This window comes from Streptomyces sp. NPDC037421 (assembly GCF_055602105.1).
Window position 1 is genome coordinate 346,589 of record NZ_JBVJWV010000003.1, and the last position, 16,383, is coordinate 362,971.

The window sequence follows — 16,383 nt, forward strand, 5'->3', positions numbered from 1 at the left end:
GGGGTCACCTCACCACGTTGAAGGTGATGACCCCGGTGGCCGTGACCCACTTTCCGCGGTCCTGCGGGTTGTACAGGTTCACGCTGTACTGGAGCTTCTCCACGCCCTTGAAGTTCTTGAACGGCTTGTAGACCAGCTCCTTGCGTCCCTTCTCGGCGGACACCAGGCCGTGCTTGGGCGTGCCCAGCTTGCCGATCCTCAGATCACCGGTGCCGGAGGCGAGGTCCCGGACGGGCACCACCACACGGCCGTTCTGCTTCACCGTCTTGACGGGCTGCCGCAGCTTCAGGTCCGAGGGCTTGGCGGAGCCGGGCGGCTTGCCGTCCACGGGAACGACACGGACAACGGCGCTGATCGTCTTGTCGTGGTCCGCGGCGAAGCTCGGCATGGCCTTCACGTCGACGAACTCGACCTGGTCCCCCCTGTTCGTCCACAGGTGCTTCCAGGGCGTGGCCTCGACGTACTCACGCTCGACCAGGAGGTGGTGCGGGGGGTCCGCCTCGAAGAGCGCGAAGGTGGCGCTCACGAGGTCCTCCCCACCCCGCGTGGTGTGCACGGAAATGCCGTACCCCGGCCTCAGGAAGAAGCTGGCATCGGCACAGTCCTTGTACTCGTAGTAGGAGCTCTTCGGGCACGTGATGTTGTGGTCGTCCGCCGGGAGGGCCTCGGCCCGCGCAGCGGCCGGGCCGTAGAGCGGGACGGCGAGGAATCCGGTGAGGGCCACGCACAGGGTTCGTCCACGCATGGCACACCTCCTCAGGTGTCAGGGCCGGGTACCGGTCCGCTCCCCTCATCGTCCCACTGCCCCTGACCAGCGAGAACGGGCCGCCCCAGGACTCCCCGTCCCTGCGGGCGGAACTCCCCGCGCCGAAATATGATTGGCCTGCATCTTCGCCCGGCGGGAGCAGGGAGACCATGGACATACCCCGGAGGGGTCCGTGACCCCCCGGCGCCAGCCGCACCGGCCCGACAGCGCCGACCTGCTGAGCATGCTGGGCCGGCTCAGCGCCCAGGCACGGGAAGGGGCGCGGTTCCAGCACGCCCGGGTGGAGCTGGCCGAGGCCCTCCAGCGCGAGATGCTGCCCTCCTCCCTGCCCGTCCTGCCGGGGCTGCGCACGGCGGCCCGTTACGCGCCCGCCCAGCACGGCCTGGAGATCGGCGGCGACTGGTACGACGGGTTCCGGGTGGCAGGGGACGCCCTCGCCTTCTCCATCGGCGACGTGCAGGGGCACGACGTGGCCGCCGCCGCCTTCATGGGGCAGGTCAGGGTCTGCCTGCGCGCCGTGGGGGCCGTCGTCACCGACCCCGGCGAGGTGCTCGGCCGGGCCAACGACGTACTGCTCTCCCTCGACAGCGAGCTGTTCGCCACGTGCACCCTGCTCCGCTACGACCCGCGCACCGGCGACCTCGCCAGCGCCCGGGCCGGCCACGTGCCGACCGTCTGGGCCACCGCCGCCGGCCGGTACGGCGTCGCCGAGGACGCGGGCGGTCCGCCCCTGGGCACGGTCCCCGGGGCACGGTACTCGGTCACCCGGCGCCGGCTGACGGAGGCGGGCTCGATCGTCCTGCTGACCGACGGTGTCGTCGAGGGCCCGGCGTTCCCGATAGAGGTGGGCCTGGAGCGGGTGCTGCGGATCGTCAGGGAGGCGGCGGGCGGCGACCCCGACGAACTGGCGGCCGAGGTGATGAAGGTGGCCGACTCCACCGGCCACGCCGACGACGCCGCGGTGCTCGTCCTCAGCCACGACGCGGCGGGCCCCTGAACCCCGCCGGGCGTGTCACGCCCCGCCCCGGCGGCCGGGCTGTTGTCTGATGCTGTGGTGCGCACCGTGCAATGGCGAGGTCCGTCCGAGGCGCTCCTGCGGATCCTCGGGGTCGCCGCCGCCTACTACCTGAGCGGCCGCCTCGGCCTGCTGCGGCAGGTGGTCGTCGAGGGATCGGTCGTCACACCCCTGTGGCCGCCCACCGGCATCGCCCTCGCGGCCCTGCTCTGGTTCGGACCGCGGGTCTGGCCGGGCATCGCCCTCGGCACGTACCTCGCCATCGAGGGGATCAGCGCGTTCCGCCCCGTCGACCTCCTCATCGTCGTGGGGAACACCCTGGCCCCGCTGTGCGCGTACGCCCTGCTGCGCCGCGTCGGCTTCCGGCCCGAGCTCGACCGGCTGCGGGACGGGCTCGCGCTGGTCTTCGCGGGCGGTCTGCTGCCGATGCTGATCAGCGCCACCGGCGGCGCCGGGACGCTGCTGCTCACGGGAGACCTGCCGTCGGCGAAGTTCTGGGGCGTGTGGTCGGCCTGGTGGGCGGGGGACACCATGGGGGTGCTGCTGGTGACTCCGCTGCTGCTGGTCCTGCGCGGGGCCCGGCCGCCCCGGGACCCCTACCGGGTGGCCGAGGCGCTCGCGCTGATGGCGGCGGCGGGAGTGGTGACGGCGGTGGCCACCCACAGCAGCCTGTCGCTGCTCTTCCTGGTCTTCCCGCTGCTCATCTGGGCCGCCGTGCGCTTCCAGCTGGCCGGCAGCGCACCCTGCGCCCTGCTGGTGTCCGTGGTGGCCGTGGGAGCGGCGATCGACCAGGCCGGGCCCTTCGCCCGCCACAGCCTGCTGGAGGTCATGGTCAACCTCCAGGCGCTCAACGGGGCGGCGGCCCTCACGGGGCTGCTGCTGTCGGCCATGGTCACCGAGCAGAACAACGTCCGTCTGAAGATCGAGGAGGTGTGCGAGGACCTGGCCGAGGTGGTGGCCCACCTCGCCCCCGGCCGGAGGGACGAGTGATCAGGGCAGCGGTACGCCCCGAGCGGTGGTCCACAGCCCGTACCACTCCTCGTGCGTGAGGTCCGGCGGGCCGAGTGCCGCGTCGCGGCAGGCGCGGATCCGGTCGGGGCGCGCCGTGCCGATCACCGGCGCGATGCCCGCCGGGTGCCGCGTCAGCCACCACAGCAGCACCGACTCCGGGGTGGTGCCCTTCTTCCGCGCCAGTTCTTCGAGCAGGGCGGCGGTGGCGTGCTCGGCCGGTGTGCGCTGCCGTCCCGTGAACCGGCCCTGGGCGAGCGCGCCCCAGGCCTGGAGCCGGATGCCGTGGTCGAGGCAGTGCTCCAGCGTCCCGGAGGGGAAGCCGTGTCCGGCGCCCTCGGGGGTGTTGAGCAGTACCCCGGACTCCACCCAGGCGCGGCTGTGCAGGCTCATCTCCAGCTGGTTGGCGACCAGCGGTACGTCCAGGCGCGCCTGGAGGCGGGCGATCTGGGCGGCGCCCGTGTTGGAGACCCCGAAGGCGCGCACCAGTCCCCGGCCGTGCAGGGACATCAGGGCGGACGCGATCGCGTCGGGGTCGGCGAGGGGGTCGGGGCGGTGCAGCAGGAGCACGTCGATGACCTCGGTCCGCAGCCGTTCGAGGCTCTCCTCGACCCGCCGGACGATGCTCGGGCCGCGCAGGTCGTACATGCCGGGGCCGCCGTCCCGGCCGGGCAGGCGGATGCCGCACTTGGTCTGGAGGGTGATGCGCTCCCGGAGTCCGGGCGTCCGGGCCAGCACCTCGCCGAAGACCGCCTCGGCCTTGCCGTGCCGGTAGATGTCGGCGTGGTCGAAGACGGTGATCCCGATGTCGAGGGCGGCGCGTACGGCCTCCTCGGCTGCGTCGACGTCCCGGGGGCCGTAAGGGCCGGGATCCCAGCTCCCGCCCAGCCCCATGCACCCGTACAGCAGCCGCCCGCCGCCCGTAACCGTCTCCGCGTCCGTCGTCACGGGCCCAGCCTAGGGAGCGGGGGCCGGCGGGTGTCCGGCGGCCCCGGGGTCCCGGCTCAGTGCCTGCGCCGGTGGGTGCGGGCCTGGCAGGTCCACCAGGTGACGGCGCCGGTCAGCCCGCCCAGCCACCACAGCAGCACCGCCGGGGCCGCCGCGTACGAGGGCCACATCAGCCATCCCAGCGCCCAGCCGGCGGCGACGACCGCCAGCGGCGGGGCGGCGGCGTACGCCCACACGGGCGCGCGGCGCACCAGCCGGACGGCCAGGCGGCCGAAGGCGAACGCGGCCAGGGCGAAGCCGTTCAGCAGGAGCAGCCCTACGAGCCCCATGGTCGGTGCCTCCGGTTTCGGGAACGGGAGGACGATACGCCACCGGCTGCGGGCCCGGAGTGAGATGCTCGACAGCTCCTTGACTGCTCAAGCTTTTTCGCAGATGCTTGAGTAGTCAAGGAGGTAGCAATGAATGATGCGCTGGATGTGTCCCTGCGCCTGGTGAAGGCCCAGACGGCCCTGGTGCGACGGTTCGACTCCCGCCTGGGGTCGCTGTACGGAGTCAGCCTGGCCGACTTCATGGTCCTGCTCCACCTCGGGCGGGCGGAAGGCGGCCGGATGCGGCGCGTCGACCTCGCCGGGGCGCTGGGGCTGACGGCTTCCGGCGTTACCCGGGGGCTGGGCCCGCTGGAGCGGATCGGGCTGGTGGTGCGCGAGGCCGACGCCCGCGACGCCCGCGTCGCCTACGCGGCCCTGACGGACGCCGGCCGCGAACGGCTGGCGGAGTGCCTCAAGGCCGCCGGCCAGGTCGCCGCCGAGGTCTTCGCGGCACCCGAATGGGCCCCGGCCGAGGTCGAGACCCTCAGCGCCCTGCTCACGCGCATGGGCGGCACGGGACTGCCCGAGGACCGCGGCGCCGGGGCCTGACCGGGCGTCGGCGTACGGGCCGGAGGGGTGGACCCTCCGGCCCGCACGGCCGTCCGGCGCCGGACGGCGCCGGGCCCGGCACCCCTACCAGTAATGCTTTCGTCCCCCGATGGCGTGCCCGACGGATCCCAGGATCCACAGGACGAGCCCGACGAGGACCAGGATGATGCCGAGGGTCCACAGGATGGCGATGCCGGCGACATAGCCGACGATCAGCAGAATGACACCCAGAATGATCATGGCTTCTCCGATCTCCGTTGGGCGTCTTCCCACTTACGGCGCCGCAATGCCTCGGTCGGCGGTCGAACCGGAGCCGGGGAGGCCGGTCTCCGCCCGCGGTGACACCGCGACTACTCTGGGGTTAACACGCGGCGCCGGGGGCGCCGCGGCGCATTTGACCCAGGGGGAATGGAATGGCACTTCAGCCTGCCGTCGTCGATCTGCTGGAACTCAGCCCGGACTTCATACGGGACCCGTACCCGGTCTACGCGGCGCTGCGGGAGCGCGGGCCCGTCCACCACGTGCTGACGCCCGACGACGAGCACATGTGGCTCGTCGTCGGCCACGACGCCTGTCGTGCGGCCTTCACCGACCCGCGGCTGAGCCGCGACTGGCACCGGTCCGGTGACGTCGGCCAGATCATCAACGTCGAACAGGACCACCCCGCGCTCGCCCACATGCTGATGGCCGACCCGCCGGACCACACCCGGCTGCGCCGCCTGGTGGCCAAGGCGTTCACCCCGCGCCGGATCGAGGCGCTGGCCCCCCGCATCCAGCAGATCACCGACGAACTGCTCGATGCCATGGAGGGGAACGAGGGGCGTCGGGCCGACCTCCTGGAGGCCTTCGCCTTCCCGCTGCCGATGACCGTCATCTGCGAGCTGCTCGGCGTGCCCGAGCTGGACCGCGAGGCCTTCCGTGGCTGGTCCAACGAGACGGTCGCCCGTACCAGCGCGGAGGCCGAGGCCGCCGCGTACGAGGGGATGACCCGGTACTTGACCGAGCTCATCGACGCCAAGCGTGCCGAACCGGGCGACGACCTGCTCAGCGCGATGATCCACGCCGTCGACGAGGGCGGCGACCGGCTCTCGCCGTCCGAGCTGATCGGCATGTCCGTCCTGCTGCTCATCGCCGGGCACGAGACCACCGTCAACATGATCGGCAACGGGATGCGCGCGCTGTTCGCCCACCCCGAGCAGCTCGCCGACCTGCGTGCGGACCTCGGCCTGCTGGAGGGCGCCATCGAGGAGATGCTCCGCTACGACGGGCCGGTGGAGACCTCGACCGAGCGACTCGCCCTGGAGGACGTGGAGATGGGCGGTGTGGTGATCCCCAAGGGCTCCGCCGTCCTGATCGCCATGGCCGACGCGGACCGCGACCCGGCGCGCTTCGAGGACCCGGACCGCTTCGACATCCGCCGTGACGCGCGCGGCCACATCGCCTTCGGCCACGGGCTCCACTACTGCCTCGGCGCGCCGCTGGCCCGGATGGAGGGCCGCATCGCGCTCCGCTCCCTGCTGGAGCGCTTCCCGGACCTCAGGAGCGACGCCGACGGGGCCAAGCTGTCCTGGGTGCCCGGCATGCTGATCCGAGGCGTACGGGAACTCCCCGTCCGCTGGTGACCGGTGCTCCGGATCCGGTCCGGCCGGTGCGTGCCCGGCGGACCGGATCCGGACCCGGCGGGGCGCCCTACTCCGGGGCGCGGAGGTGCCGTTCGGCCGCCAGGACGGCTTCGTGGGTGGTGGGACGGCCCATCAGGACGCACAGGGTGTAGGCCACGTCGTCCATGGCCCGCAGCGTGCCCGGGTCCGTGGGGGCGGCCGCGAGGCGGGCCTGGCAGCCGCGCAGACGTGACAGGACCTCCTCGGTCCGCAGGCGGCTCGGCAGGATCCCGACGCCCCGGAAGGCGCCCGGCGGCAGCGGGGTGCGGGCCGCCTGCACCGCCCTGTGCAGGGCCCGTTGCACCCGCCCCGGCACCGGCAGGCCCAGCGACCCGGCCACCATCGCCTCCGCGGCCTGCGCCGCGGTGATCCGGGCCCGGTCGGCCGCCGCCAGCAGGATCTGCTTCGCCTCGCGGGCCGAACACGGCGCCGCGGCCATCACCAGACCCAGCGCCCACAGCTCGGTCGGCGCCTGCCCGAGGGGCCGTTCCGCGGGGGGAGGGGCCTGCGCCGCGAGGGCGGCGGCGGACGGCGGGTCACCAGGAGACGCCACGTGAGGATCCCTTCGGCGGGGCATGTGCCTTCCCCACGCTGACACAGCCGCCGGGGATCCGCACTTCCCGTTTCGCGCGGCCGCCGCCCGTCAGAACGCCGAGTTGGCGAACCAGCGGTCGAGCAGTTCCCCGTCCCCGGTGGTCTCGACGCCCGGCGCCGTACGGTCCAGCCGGCCGTAGAGCAGGAGCAGGAGGTCCGCGGCCCCCGCCCGGACCTCCGCCTCGGCGGGGGCCGGGACCGTGTCCGCGTCGAGGCCGAAACCGTCGGGCCGCAGCCGGACCAGCCAGGTCCCGTCCGTGTCGGTGCAGCGGAACCGGACGGCCTCGCCGGATCCGCGCAGGTTCGCCACCTTCGGCGCGAACAGCGCGGCGAAGGGCAGGTTGGCCAGGAATTCGTCCACGCCGTCCCGCGCGAGCCCGAGGCCGACGACCGAGGCCAGCCCGAGCGCCCGCTCGGCGTCGACGCGGTGCACCAGCGTCTCGAACAGCATCCGGCGGACCCAGAACCGGGCGTGCCCGTCCGCGCCCCACACCCACATCGGGGCGTCCAGGTCGGTACCGGCGAACACCTCGGCCGCCTCGGCGGCGCCGGCCCTCAGCCATTCGGCGTAACCGTCCTGCCGCTCGGGCAGTCGCAGGTCCACGTCGCGGGCGGCCGGGGGCTGCTGGATCCGCTGCCGCAGCAGCACCGAGAACCAGCGGTGCACGCCGCCGGCGTGCCGGACCAGGTCGGCCAGCGTCCAGCCGGGGCAGGTGGGTACGGGGACCGTCAGGTCGGCGTCCGCGAGCAGGGCCGCGAAGCGGGCGGTCTCCGCCGCGACCGCCGCCCCGTGGTCGATCCGGTCGGCAGTGTGCATGGTGGGGGAGTCCTTCCGTCCTGTCGATCGCGCTCCGTCGGCACTCTTTCACAGGCCCGCGGCGGCGGCCTCACCGGCCGTCGGCCGGCCCCTCCCACAGGCCGCGCAGGTGGGCGTGGAGCACCTCCTCGGCCTCCCGCGGGCCGAGGTGCCCGATCAGGACGTGCGTGGTGAGGCCGTCCGCCAGGGCCAGGACGGCGCGGGCCTCCCGCTGCGGATCGAGGCGCGCCGGCCCGTCCGCACCCTCGCCGGCCTCCGCGATGAGGTGGGCGAACGCCGCCTGCAGGGCCGCGTAGTTCGCCCTCAGCGTCTCGGCCAGCGGCGCGCTCACGGCGGCCTGCGCGACGAAGGCGAGCCAGACCCGGGCCTCGGCCCGGTGTTCCTCGCGCAGCAGGGCGACCTCGGTGGCGGCGTGGCCCAGGGCGGACGCGGCCGACTGGGCGGGGCTGCGGACCAGCCGGGCCCGCACGCGTTCGCCGATGGCCTCGCCGACGTACCCGAGGGCGAAGAGCAGCATCTCCTCCTTGGTGCCGAAGCACCGCTGCACGGCGCCCATCGACACCTGCGCGCGGGCCGCGACATCGCGCAGCGTGACGCCCTCCAGCCCGCGTTCGTCGGCGAGGCGGCAGACGGCCTCGGCGATGAGACGGCGCCGCCCCTCGTGGTCCACCTGCCTGGGCATGCGTACCCGCCTTCCTGTTCCGGCCCGCTCCGGCCGCCCGCCGCACGGGCCTTCGTACGGACCCGCGCGCGCGGCCCATTCTATTCGATGCGATCGCATCGGTTCCTCGGCTATGGTTCCGATGCAAGCGCATCAGATCAGGAACGAGCAGGGGAGTACGGACATGCGGGACACACAGGAAGCCCTCTGGCGGTGGCCGGCCGCCGAACAGGCGCGCGCCGTACGCGGCGGCGAGGTGTCGGCGGTGGAACTCGTCCAGAGCCACCTGGAGCGGATCGACGAGGTCAACCCGGCGGTGAACGCGGTGACCCAGCTGATGGCGGACCGGGCGCTCGAAGCGGCCGCCGGAACGGACCGCCGCCGGGCCGCCGGCGAGCCGCTCGGCCCGCTGGCGGGCGTGCCGTTCACGGTCAAGGAGACCACCCCCGTCGAAGGCGTACCGACCACCTTCGGCGTCGAGCGCTTCCGCCGGCTCACGGCGCCCGCCGACGCGCCCCCGGTGGCCCGGCTGCGCGCCGCGGGCGCCGTACCGATCGGGCACTCCAACATGCCCACCCTGGTCCTCGCCGGGATGCACACGCGCAGCGAACTCTTCGGCGACACCGCCAACCCGTGGGACCCCGCACGCACCCCCGGCGGCACCAGCGGGGGCGACGCGGCCGCCGTCGCCACCGGCATGGCGGCGCTCGGCCTCGGCAACGACTCCGGCGGCTCCATCCGGATCCCCGCCCAGTTCTGCGGTGTGGCCGGGCTCAAGCCCACCACCGGACGCTTCCCCGCCGACCACCGCGTCCTCGGCCCCGACGACCCCGGGCCGGCGTCCCAGTCGCTGGTCACCGACGGCCCCCTGGCCCGCCGCGTGGCCGACCTGCGGCTCGCGTACGAGGCGCTGGCCGGCGCCGATCCGCGCGACCCCCGGTCCGTACCCGTCCCCGTGTACGGGCCCCCGCTCCCCGGCCCCGTGAAGGTCGCGGTGGTGGCGGACCCCGGCGGGCACGGCGTCCACCCGGCGGTCCGGGCGGCCGTCGCCGACGCGGCCGACGCCCTCCGCGACGCCGGCTACGACGTGCGCGAGGTGGCGGACGTGCCCCGGCTGGACGAGACGCTGGAGGCGTACGACCGGATCACCATGACCGAATTCGCCCCGAGCTGGCCGATGGTGCGCACGCTCCTGGGCGAGGGCGGGGACCGCTACATCCAGATGGCGATGGAGAAGACCCCGCCCGCCACCGCCGACGAGCTCGTCCGGCTGATGGGCACCTGGCTGAACATCCGCCGCTCGTGGGCCGAATTCCTCGACGGGTACCCGCTGTTGCTCGGCCCTTCCTTCACCGAACCGCCCGTCGAGCCGGGGCTGGAGTCCCGCGACCGCGCCGGCCGGGACCGCGTCGCGGCGGCCATGCGGCTGTGCGCGGCCACCAGCTTCGTGGGCGTGCCCGCCGTGGCCGTGCCGACCGGCCTGTACGGCGGGCTGCCGGGCGGGGCGCAGATCGTCGGACGGGCCTTCCGGGAGGACCTGTGCCTGGACGCGGCCCAGGCGGTGGAGGACCGGCTCGGCGTCCTCACCCCCGTCGACCCCCGCCCGGCGGGCTGAGTTTAGGGTTGGCCCATGGGTTTGACAGCAGGTCACGAGCAAGGAGCCCCGCCCGGTCCGACGGCGCCGGCGCAGGGCTGGCAGGCACCGAGCGCGGTCGAGCGGGGGCTGTACGAGGCGAGGACGCGCGGCGACTGGCCCGCGTACTACGACCTCGTCGCCCGCGCGGACCTGTACATGATGCAGTCGCGGGCGGACGTCGACGCGAATCCGCGCAACACCCGCTTCCACCCGTACTGGAACCCGCAGACCGGGTCCATGTGCCTGGCCGTCTACACGGGCGGCATGCTGCCGCCGCCCGCCGCCGACCCCGTCTACAACTGCTATGACCTGGGCTGGTTCGCCGAGGTCTGGAACCCGGACGACCCGCCCTACCTCGTCGTCAACCCCGGCAGCCCGTGCGAGGGCGTGCTCCCGGCCGGACCGGAGGGGCGCGCCCTGTGGCAGCGCCACTGCGCCCCGGTGGACCGGCCCGGACTCGCCCAGGACGTCATCCACACCCTGGAGGTCGGCGGCCCCCGCAGCGGCCAGGTCGCCTTCGGCCTCGCGGCCGGCGCGCACATCAACGTGCGCAACGGCCGCTACTGGAACTCGATGGCCTACCACGGCTGCGGCTACCTCGACGAGAAGCGCGCGCTGGAGCGCTGGTGGGGCGTCACCACCCGGGAGGACTGGCTGGACACCGAGGAGCGGCTGCTGCGCGCCGACATGGTCAGCGGCGTCTGGGAGTTCGTCCTGCAACTGCGCCGCTCCATGGCGCTGGACTTCGCGGGCCCCGTCGACGTCGACCACTGGCGCCAGGCCGCGGGCAACGTGGTGCGCCGGCGCGCCGAGGCGGCCGCCGAGCCCCGGCTGACGGCCGACGGCGTCAGCCGGGGCCGCACCGTCACCGAGGCGGAGACCGAGGGCCAGGTCACCGGCGTACAGCGGCTGATCGGCCGCATCGCCCGCTACGAGGCGCGCTTCCGCGCCGACGGCCTGCTCCCCGACGGCGGGTTCGTCCGCTCCGTCGAGGCGTGGGACTACGGCCGGGCCTCCGCCATGGCCCGCTGGGGCCTCGCCACCCGCCTGTGCTCCCTCCAGGAGGCGGAGGCGGCGGTGGTCCGCGCGGGCCGCCTGGTCCAGGTCAACTACCGCTCGTGGGAGGACTTCTCGGCCGCCTACGTGCTCGGCCGCTGCCTCCACTTCGACGAGGAGGAGTTCGGGGAGTGGTACGAGACCGCCCTCGGGACCCACCGCGTCCTGGCCACGGACCCCGCCAGCCCCTGGCGCACCCTCCCCTGGACCTGACGCGGCCCCCGCGCGGGGCCGCGCCTTGGGGCCGGGCCGGATCGGCGGCCGGCTCAGTGACCGGGCTCGGCGCCGCCCGGCACCTCGTAGACCTTCCCGTCCACGCCCGCCCGGTAGAGCCGGCCCGCCGGGAAGCCCCCCTCGCCGTGCCCGTAGGTGATCTGGGTGGAGAGGTGGAGCCCCGACTCCACGGAGCACAGCCGCCCGTCCTCGACCCGCCAGATCTCCCCCGCCGCGTGCGTGGCGATCAGCGGCCGGCCCCTGCCGTCGAGGGTCAGCCCGTCCGGCAGGGCCAGGGCGTCCGAGGCGTCGGCGGAGACCCACAGCCGGGGGTGCGCCGGATCGCCGACGGGGATCCGGTACAGCCCGGGGGCCACGGTGGTCTGCACGACGTAGACCTCGCTCCCGTCCGGGGACACGGCGATCCCGTTGGGCTGCGGGACGCGGGCCCAGGCCGGGTCCACCTGGCCGTCCGGGGTGACCCGGCCGATGTTCCGGCCGCCCAGGGTCGTGGTGTACACGGTTCCGTCGGGCGCGAGGGCGACCCCGTCGATCCCGCCGAGGCCGGAGGCGTACGTACTGACCGCACCGGAATCCGGGTCCACCCGCAGCAGCCGCGAGACCGGGAAGAGGTCGCCGGTCAGCGAGTGCGCGAGGTCGTTGCCCGTGCCGACGAGGAGCTGCCCGTCATCGCGGACGACGATCCCGCCGTTGGCCCCGATGTTCCCGGTCAGGGCCACCGGGGTGCTGCCCGGCGCGTCGATCCGGTAGACCCGGCCGCTGAAGTAGGCGGTGGCGAACATCCGGCCCCGCCCGTCGACGGCGATCGACTCGACCCAGTCCGGGAGCTGGGCGACCTGCGCCGGCGCCGCCGCCGGCGCGACGGCCCCGCACCGCGCCGCCGCGTACGCGGGCCCCGACGCCGCAGCGCTCGTGGCCGCGGCCAGTACGGCCGCGGCCACGAAGCCCGCGCGGGGTCCCCGTAAGACGGTGCGGAGCATCCTGTCGAGCCTCATCGCTTCTCCTCCATGGTCAGACCGGGCTGCCCGTGAAGTATCGGCGTGAGCCCGCCGGGGCACCACCCCGCGCCCCGCCTCAGGAGGGCTTGACGGCGGAGAAGGCGGTGACGGTCGCCTTGTTGTCGCATTCGGCGAAGACGCCGTCGGTCATGGCGATCTGGTGCGAGCCCGCGCCCGGGACGCCGATCACCATGGTCGGGAAGCTGGCGGGAGTGGCGCCGGACACGCAGTACCCGTCCGCCTCGCCCTGGACGTTGACGAAGGTGAGCTTCGTCCACGCGCGGGCGCCCGGCGCCAGCGGGACCGCCGACGCCTTGCCGCTCTGGGTGATGGCCAGGGGCACGTTCTTGCCCGGCGATCCGTTGCCCGCCCCGGCCACCGTCGGGAACCCGTTGAGGGTGCAGGCGTGCTTCGAGGTGTTGGTGACGGAGACGATGGCGGCCCCCGTTCCCGTACCGGGCGGCCGGACCGCGGCCTGCTCGGCGTCCGAGACCTTGACCTCGTCGATCGTGCAGGGTTTGGCCCCGCCGCCGCCCGGGGCGGACGCCGAGGGGCTCGGCGCGGTCCCGCCCCCGCCGCCGGTGACGGAGCCGCCCGTACCACCGGACGAGGAGCCGCCCGCGGGCGTCGGCTTGGCCGGCACCGAAGCGGCGGGCGGCGCCGGCGGCGTCCCGGCCGCCCCGTCGTCGGCCGGACCGCAGCCCGTCATCAGGACGGTGGCCGCGGCGGCCGCCACGAGCGCCGCCGCCGAGCGGCGCGGGCCTGCTGTGTACTGCATGGGATGCTCCTCGGTGTCTCCCGGCCGGCCCCGCACCGGCACGCGTGGAGGGACACGGCGCCCCGCCCCGCCGGAGTTCCCGCGCTGCGCCGTTGTGGCAGTCCTGTCACGCAACCATGACGTTTCCCGCCGCCGGCCGGGTGGAGCGGCGCGCGGGCCGCCGCCGCGACTTCGTGCGGTGAGTGGCTACGCTTCCGCCGTGACGGATACGCGGACGGGCCGCCGGCGGCTGCTACGGGCCGGGATCGGCGCGGTCGCCGCGGCGCTCGCCGGCTGCGCGCCGGACTCCGGTCCGGTGCGCCGGCTGCGGCTCGCGACCGGGCCGCGCGGAGGCCCGTACAACGCCTTCGGCCTGGCCCTGGCACGGGCCGCCGCCGCCGGCGGGAGCCGGCTGGAGATCGTGCCGGTGGACACCGCCGCGAGCGTGGACAACCTGAGGAGACTGGACGAGGGCTCCGTGGACCTGGCCCTGGCCACGGCCGACGTCGCCGAGGACGCGGTCCTCGGGCGGGAGCCCTTCCCCCGGCCGGCCGCGGTGACGGCACTGGCCCGGGTCTACGTCAACTACACGCACCTGCTCGTCCCCGCCGCCGGACCCGTGCACGCCGTACCCGACCTCGCCGGACGCACCGTCGCGGCGGGCGCCGCCGGCTCCGGGGTGCAAGTCGTCGCCGGACGCATCCTGCGCGCGGCCGGCCTCACCGGCGCCGGCGCGGGCCCGGCCCCGGCGGACGTACGCCAGCTGGGCCTGGCCGAATCGGTGGCCGCCCTGCGCACGGGCGCCGTCGCCGCCTTCTTCTGGTCCGGCGGCGTACCCACCCCCGCGCTGACGGAGCTGGCGCGTGAGCTACCGCTGCGCTTCCTCGCGCTGGACGGCCACGTGGGCCCGCTGCGCGAGCGCCACGGCCCCGTCTACACGGCCGTCACCCTCCCGGCCGGGGCGTACGGACTGGCCGGGCCGGTCGGCACCCTCGGCGTCGGCAACTACCTCCTGGCCCGGGACGCAGTGCCCGCGGACGCCGCGAGCGCCCTGCTGCGGGTGGTGTTCGACCGGTGGCGCGACCTGCTGCGCGAAGTGACCGCGGGCGTACGGCTGGAGCCCAGGTTCGCCATCTCGACCGGGGAGGTCCCCCTCCACCCGGGCGCCGCCGCCCACTACCGCTCGGTGTACGGCTGAGCCGTCACGGCGGCGGCAGCCGCAGCTCCACCGCCAGCCCGCGCGGCACGTTGCCGCCGACGCCGAGCCGGCCGCCGCTGATCCGTGCGATCTCGTCCGCGATGGCCAGCCCCAGTCCGCTGCCGCGCACGTTCTGGTGCCCGGGCGCGCGGGCGAAACGCCGCGGCAGCAGCTCCAGTTGCTCCTCGGGGACGCCCGGCCCGTCATCGGCGACCCGCACCACGGCCGAGCCGTCCGCGCCCCGCCGGGCGCACACCTCGACCCGGCCGCCGCGCGGTACGAACTTCACCGCGTTGTCCAGGGCCGCGTCCAGGACCCGGCCCGCCGCGTCCGGCAGGGCGCGGGCCGGCAACCCCCCGGGCGGGCCGCAGACCGCCAGCTCCAGACCGGCGGCCCGGAACACCGGCAGCCAGGCGCGCACCCGCTCCCGTACCGCCCGGGCCACGTCCTGCTCGCACAGCTCCGGCGCCGCCGACTCCACCCGGGCCAGCGCCAGCAGCCCGTCGAGCAGCTCCTCCAGCCGCTCCGTCTCCTCCAGCGCACGGCCGTGCTCGGCCCGGCCGGGACCGGGGGCGACGTGCGGCTCGACGTTCTCCAGCTGGAGCACCAGCGTCGCCAGCGGATTGCGCAGCTGGTGCGAGGCATCGGCTACGAAGTCCCGCTGGCGGCCGATGGATTCGGCCAGGGCCTGCGCCATCACGTTGAAGTGCCGCCGCAGCCGGCGCAGTTCCGGCGGACCGGTGTCGGAGACCGCCCGCGCGTGCAGGCTCCCGGCGGCCAGTCCCTCCACCGCCCGGTCCAGGTCGAGCAACGGCCGCATCAGCCAGCGCGTGATCCCCGCCGCCACCAGTGCCGCCGCGGCGAAGGCGGCCGCCGCCCCGGCCGCGATGAGCGACCAGCGGACCGCGACGTCCCGGCGGGCGGCGTCCGTCGGCACCGCCAGCAGCACCGCTCCGCTGACCCGCTCGTCCCGCCCCACCGGCTCCGCGAGCACCACCCGCGCCGGCCCCCAGGGCCGCACCGTGGCCAGCCGGTCGGTGGAACGCCCGGTCAGCGCCCGGTCCCGGGCCTCGGCCGCACCGCCCGGCCCCGCTCCCGTCAGGGCCTCCAGGGCCGGGCCCGTTCCGGCCCGCGCCACCGTCGCGCCCGCCGCGTCGACCACGACCACCCCGGCCCCGTACAGCTGCGCGTACCGGCCGATCTCGGCCGACAGCTCCGCCCGGTCGGCGGCCGTACCCGTCCGGTCGGCGAGGTCGGCGAAGCGCACGGCCTCCGAACGCCGCTGCAGCAGCAGGTGCTCGGTCCGCCCGCGCGCGTACGCGTCGGCCAGGGGGACGCACAGCAGCAGCGCGGCGGCCCCCATGAGCACCATCAGCACCGCGAGGAGCCTGCGCCTCACGCGCCGGAGCCCCCGTCCTCACACCCGGCGGGGGAACCGAGCTGGTAGCCGAACCCGCGCACCGTGCGCACGAGGCCGGACCGGCCCGTCTTCGCCCGGATGCCCGCGACGTGCACGTCCAGGGAGCGGGAGGCGGCGAGGAAGGCGTCGCCCCAGATCCGGTCCAGGATCTCCTCCCGGGAGTGCACCTCGTCGGGACGCGCGGCCAGGAAGGCCAGTACGTCGAACTCCCGCCGGGTCAGCCGGACTTCGGCGCCGGCCACCGTGACCGTGCGGCCCGCCGGGTCCACCTCGACGTCCCCGCTGCGCACCGGCCCGCCGGCGTACCGCGCGGGTTCGGCACCCGTACGCCCGCCCGACCGGCGCCGCACGCTGTCGATCCGCGCCATCAGCTCGGCCATCCGGAACGGCTTGACCACGTAGTCGTCGGCGCCGGCCCGCAGCCCCTGCACGATGTCGCGCTCCTCGCAGCGCGCCGTCACCACGATCAGCGGCGCGTCGCAGACCGTACGCAGCCTGCGCAGCAGTTCCAGCCCGTCGAGATCGGGCAGTCCCAGGTCCAGCAGGACGAACTCGGCCTCGCGGACGTACCGCAGGGCGTCCAGCGCCCGGGCCGCCCGGCGGACCGTGTGCCCGCGCTGGGCGAGGGCGGTGCCCAGGGCGCGGGCCATGCGGTCGTCGTCCTCGACGAGCAGTGCGTGCACGGCGGCTCCTCGAA

18 protein-coding genes are annotated in these 16,383 nt (G+C 75.1%); 7 read left to right on the forward strand and 11 right to left on the reverse strand.

Going from position 1 to position 16,383, the window contains the following annotated elements; genetic code table 11:
* Positions 1-4: 4 nt before the first annotated feature.
* The gene (locus ACZ7IF_RS07020) at positions 5-745 is read right to left on the reverse strand and encodes a hypothetical protein (RefSeq protein ID WP_470964302.1); all 741 of its coding nucleotides are present in this window, start codon (positions 743-745) and stop codon (positions 5-7) included.
* 193 nt (positions 746-938) lie between these two features.
* Between ACZ7IF_RS07020 and ACZ7IF_RS07025 the strand changes: the two genes are divergently transcribed.
* Positions 939-1,763, forward strand: a complete 825-nt coding sequence (locus ACZ7IF_RS07025) for a PP2C family protein-serine/threonine phosphatase (RefSeq protein ID WP_470964305.1) — start codon at positions 939-941, stop codon at positions 1,761-1,763.
* A 54-nt stretch (positions 1,764-1,817) separates the two neighbouring features.
* Positions 1,818-2,771, forward strand: a complete 954-nt coding sequence (locus tag ACZ7IF_RS07030) for an MASE1 domain-containing protein (RefSeq protein ID WP_470964308.1) — start codon at positions 1,818-1,820, stop codon at positions 2,769-2,771.
* On the opposite strand, the gene ACZ7IF_RS07035 is transcribed toward ACZ7IF_RS07030, so the two are convergent.
* A complete protein-coding gene (locus ACZ7IF_RS07035) occupies positions 2,772-3,737 on the reverse strand; it encodes an aldo/keto reductase (protein WP_470964311.1) in 966 nt (321 codons plus the stop codon). It abuts the gene before it with no gap.
* Positions 3,738-3,793: 56 nt separating this feature from the next.
* On the reverse strand, positions 3,794-4,066 hold the full coding sequence (locus ACZ7IF_RS07040) for a hypothetical protein (protein WP_470964313.1): 273 nt from the start codon (positions 4,064-4,066) through the stop codon (positions 3,794-3,796).
* A 129-nt stretch (positions 4,067-4,195) separates the two neighbouring features.
* Between ACZ7IF_RS07040 and ACZ7IF_RS07045 the strand changes: the two genes are divergently transcribed.
* Positions 4,196-4,654: a MarR family winged helix-turn-helix transcriptional regulator gene (locus tag ACZ7IF_RS07045; RefSeq protein WP_470964316.1), complete on the forward strand. Its 459-nt coding sequence runs from the start codon at positions 4,196-4,198 to the stop codon at positions 4,652-4,654.
* A gap of 84 nt (positions 4,655-4,738) precedes the next feature.
* Here ACZ7IF_RS07045 and ACZ7IF_RS07050 read toward each other — a convergent pair whose 3' ends face one another.
* The gene (locus tag ACZ7IF_RS07050) at positions 4,739-4,894 is read right to left on the reverse strand and encodes a DUF6131 family protein (RefSeq protein WP_470964319.1); all 156 of its coding nucleotides are present in this window, start codon (positions 4,892-4,894) and stop codon (positions 4,739-4,741) included.
* A gap of 173 nt (positions 4,895-5,067) precedes the next feature.
* On the opposite strand from ACZ7IF_RS07050, the gene ACZ7IF_RS07055 reads away from it, so the two are divergent.
* Positions 5,068-6,276: a cytochrome P450 family protein gene (locus ACZ7IF_RS07055; protein ID WP_470964322.1), complete on the forward strand. Its 1,209-nt coding sequence runs from the start codon at positions 5,068-5,070 to the stop codon at positions 6,274-6,276.
* A 67-nt stretch (positions 6,277-6,343) separates the two neighbouring features.
* On the opposite strand, the gene ACZ7IF_RS07060 is transcribed toward ACZ7IF_RS07055, so the two are convergent.
* The 3 genes from ACZ7IF_RS07060 to ACZ7IF_RS07070 all read right to left on the reverse strand — a co-directional run bounded on the left by ACZ7IF_RS07060 (position 6,344) and on the right by ACZ7IF_RS07070 (position 8,408).
* Entirely contained in the window at positions 6,344-6,868 is a 525-nt protein-coding gene (locus ACZ7IF_RS07060) for a DUF5133 domain-containing protein (protein ID WP_470964325.1), read from the reverse strand.
* Positions 6,869-6,958: 90 nt separating this feature from the next.
* Positions 6,959-7,726, reverse strand: a complete 768-nt coding sequence (locus ACZ7IF_RS07065) for a maleylpyruvate isomerase family mycothiol-dependent enzyme (protein ID WP_470964329.1) — start codon at positions 7,724-7,726, stop codon at positions 6,959-6,961.
* A 70-nt stretch (positions 7,727-7,796) separates the two neighbouring features.
* The gene (locus ACZ7IF_RS07070; protein ID WP_470964332.1) at positions 7,797-8,408 is read right to left on the reverse strand and encodes a TetR/AcrR family transcriptional regulator; all 612 of its coding nucleotides are present in this window, start codon (positions 8,406-8,408) and stop codon (positions 7,797-7,799) included.
* Positions 8,409-8,571: 163 nt separating this feature from the next.
* On the opposite strand from ACZ7IF_RS07070, the gene ACZ7IF_RS07075 reads away from it, so the two are divergent.
* Together ACZ7IF_RS07075 and ACZ7IF_RS07080 are read left to right on the forward strand one after the other, a co-directional pair.
* A complete protein-coding gene (locus tag ACZ7IF_RS07075) occupies positions 8,572-10,002 on the forward strand; it encodes an amidase (protein ID WP_470964334.1) in 1,431 nt (476 codons plus the stop codon).
* 15 nt (positions 10,003-10,017) lie between these two features.
* Positions 10,018-11,292, forward strand: a complete 1,275-nt coding sequence (locus tag ACZ7IF_RS07080; protein WP_470964337.1) for a DUF1266 domain-containing protein — start codon at positions 10,018-10,020, stop codon at positions 11,290-11,292.
* 53 nt (positions 11,293-11,345) lie between these two features.
* Here the strand turns inward: ACZ7IF_RS07080 and ACZ7IF_RS07085 are convergent, their stop codons facing one another.
* Together ACZ7IF_RS07085 and ACZ7IF_RS07090 are read right to left on the reverse strand one after the other, a co-directional pair.
* Complete coding sequence (locus tag ACZ7IF_RS07085) at positions 11,346-12,308, reverse strand: SMP-30/gluconolactonase/LRE family protein (protein ID WP_470964340.1); 963 nt, start codon at positions 12,306-12,308, stop codon at positions 11,346-11,348.
* A 79-nt stretch (positions 12,309-12,387) separates the two neighbouring features.
* On the reverse strand, positions 12,388-13,089 hold the full coding sequence (locus tag ACZ7IF_RS07090; protein WP_470964343.1) for a DUF4232 domain-containing protein: 702 nt from the start codon (positions 13,087-13,089) through the stop codon (positions 12,388-12,390).
* Between the two features lie 199 nt (positions 13,090-13,288).
* Here ACZ7IF_RS07090 and ACZ7IF_RS07095 point away from each other — a divergent pair, with 199 nt between their 5' ends.
* A complete protein-coding gene (locus ACZ7IF_RS07095) occupies positions 13,289-14,266 on the forward strand; it encodes a TAXI family TRAP transporter solute-binding subunit (RefSeq protein ID WP_470964346.1) in 978 nt (325 codons plus the stop codon).
* A 4-nt stretch (positions 14,267-14,270) separates the two neighbouring features.
* Here ACZ7IF_RS07095 and ACZ7IF_RS07100 read toward each other — a convergent pair whose 3' ends face one another.
* Positions 14,271-15,665 (reverse strand): sensor histidine kinase, encoded by a 1,395-nt coding sequence (locus tag ACZ7IF_RS07100; protein WP_470964349.1) that lies wholly within the window; start codon positions 15,663-15,665, stop codon positions 14,271-14,273.
* Complete coding sequence (locus tag ACZ7IF_RS07105) at positions 15,662-16,369, reverse strand: response regulator transcription factor (RefSeq protein WP_470964352.1); 708 nt, start codon at positions 16,367-16,369, stop codon at positions 15,662-15,664. Before ACZ7IF_RS07105 ends, ACZ7IF_RS07100 begins: the two co-directional genes overlap by 4 nt.
* Positions 16,370-16,383 lie beyond the last annotated feature (14 nt).